Raw genomic sequence first — 942 nt, 5'->3', positions numbered from 1 at the left:
TCCAGTTTTTTTTGATGCTCTAAATATTCACTGTTTTCCTCTAGTAAACCTTTCATCAAATCTTGTTTTTCAAGCATCCGAAACGTATTAGCCAAACCAATATGCTTGAATGGGATATAATTCTCTTTCATCAAACTATGATAGGTCGATTCAATGTTAATCGCTGCTATGTAATAGGCAAGCAAAACAATCTCATTGGCATGGATATCATGACGGAATTTATATTCCATATCCTCTGATTTTATGAGATTGGATTGTAAAAGCCGTGTGATAAAGGTTCCTGTTCCAGTGAAAGGGTCTAGAATGGAGACACCCCGTGACCCCCAAGCTTTTTCCAAACTCATTACGCAACACATCATCAACAGAATGAATGATAAAATCCACAACCTCAACGGGTGTATAAACAATCCCAAGCTTATCCGTGGCTTTCTTAAATGCCTTGGCAAAAAAACTTTCATAAAGTTTGATAATAAGATTCTGTTTTGCATGCGTTTTGATAATGCCTGCTGTACAGAACATGACACTTTTGTAGAATTTATCAAGAACTTTCGTTTTCTCTTCGATATTGGTTTTATCCAGTTCCGTTAAGATCTTGTCCATTGCTTGTGAAATGGCATTGTTTTGTACAAATTTATTGCCCTCAAACAAGGCTTCAAACACGGGACGCGTGACAAGATGTTGCGCAAGCATCTCAATGGCTTCCTCTTGTTTGATTTCACTGTTGACGTTGTTCTTTAATTCCTTATGAAAGGCATCAAAAGCATGATAGGTTTCGCTTGTCTCATCAGTAAGCAGATTTTGAAGATGCGTGATATGATTTTGAGCAATCTCAGCAACATTGTTCGCCCATAGGCCCCAGTAATCGGTGATTTTAAAACTATCCAGAAAAATGGCTTTGACAAAATCAAAAAATTCAGAACGGCGGAATAGGTCTCCTTGTCC

General features: G+C 37.7%; 1 pseudogene. It reads right to left on the bottom strand.

Going from position 1 to position 942, the window contains the following annotated elements:
• Positions 1-942 (bottom strand): annotated as a pseudogene (locus ACFIQE_RS10885) (N-6 DNA methylase); the annotation flags it as partial.

Origin of the sequence: Bartonella sp. AA1HLJMS, assembly GCF_042197445.1 — a bacterium.
Taxonomy (GTDB): domain Bacteria; phylum Pseudomonadota; class Alphaproteobacteria; order Rhizobiales; family Rhizobiaceae; genus Bartonella.
Note: the sequence above shows the minus strand (reverse complement) of the source record. Positions and strands in the feature narration are given on the sequence as shown.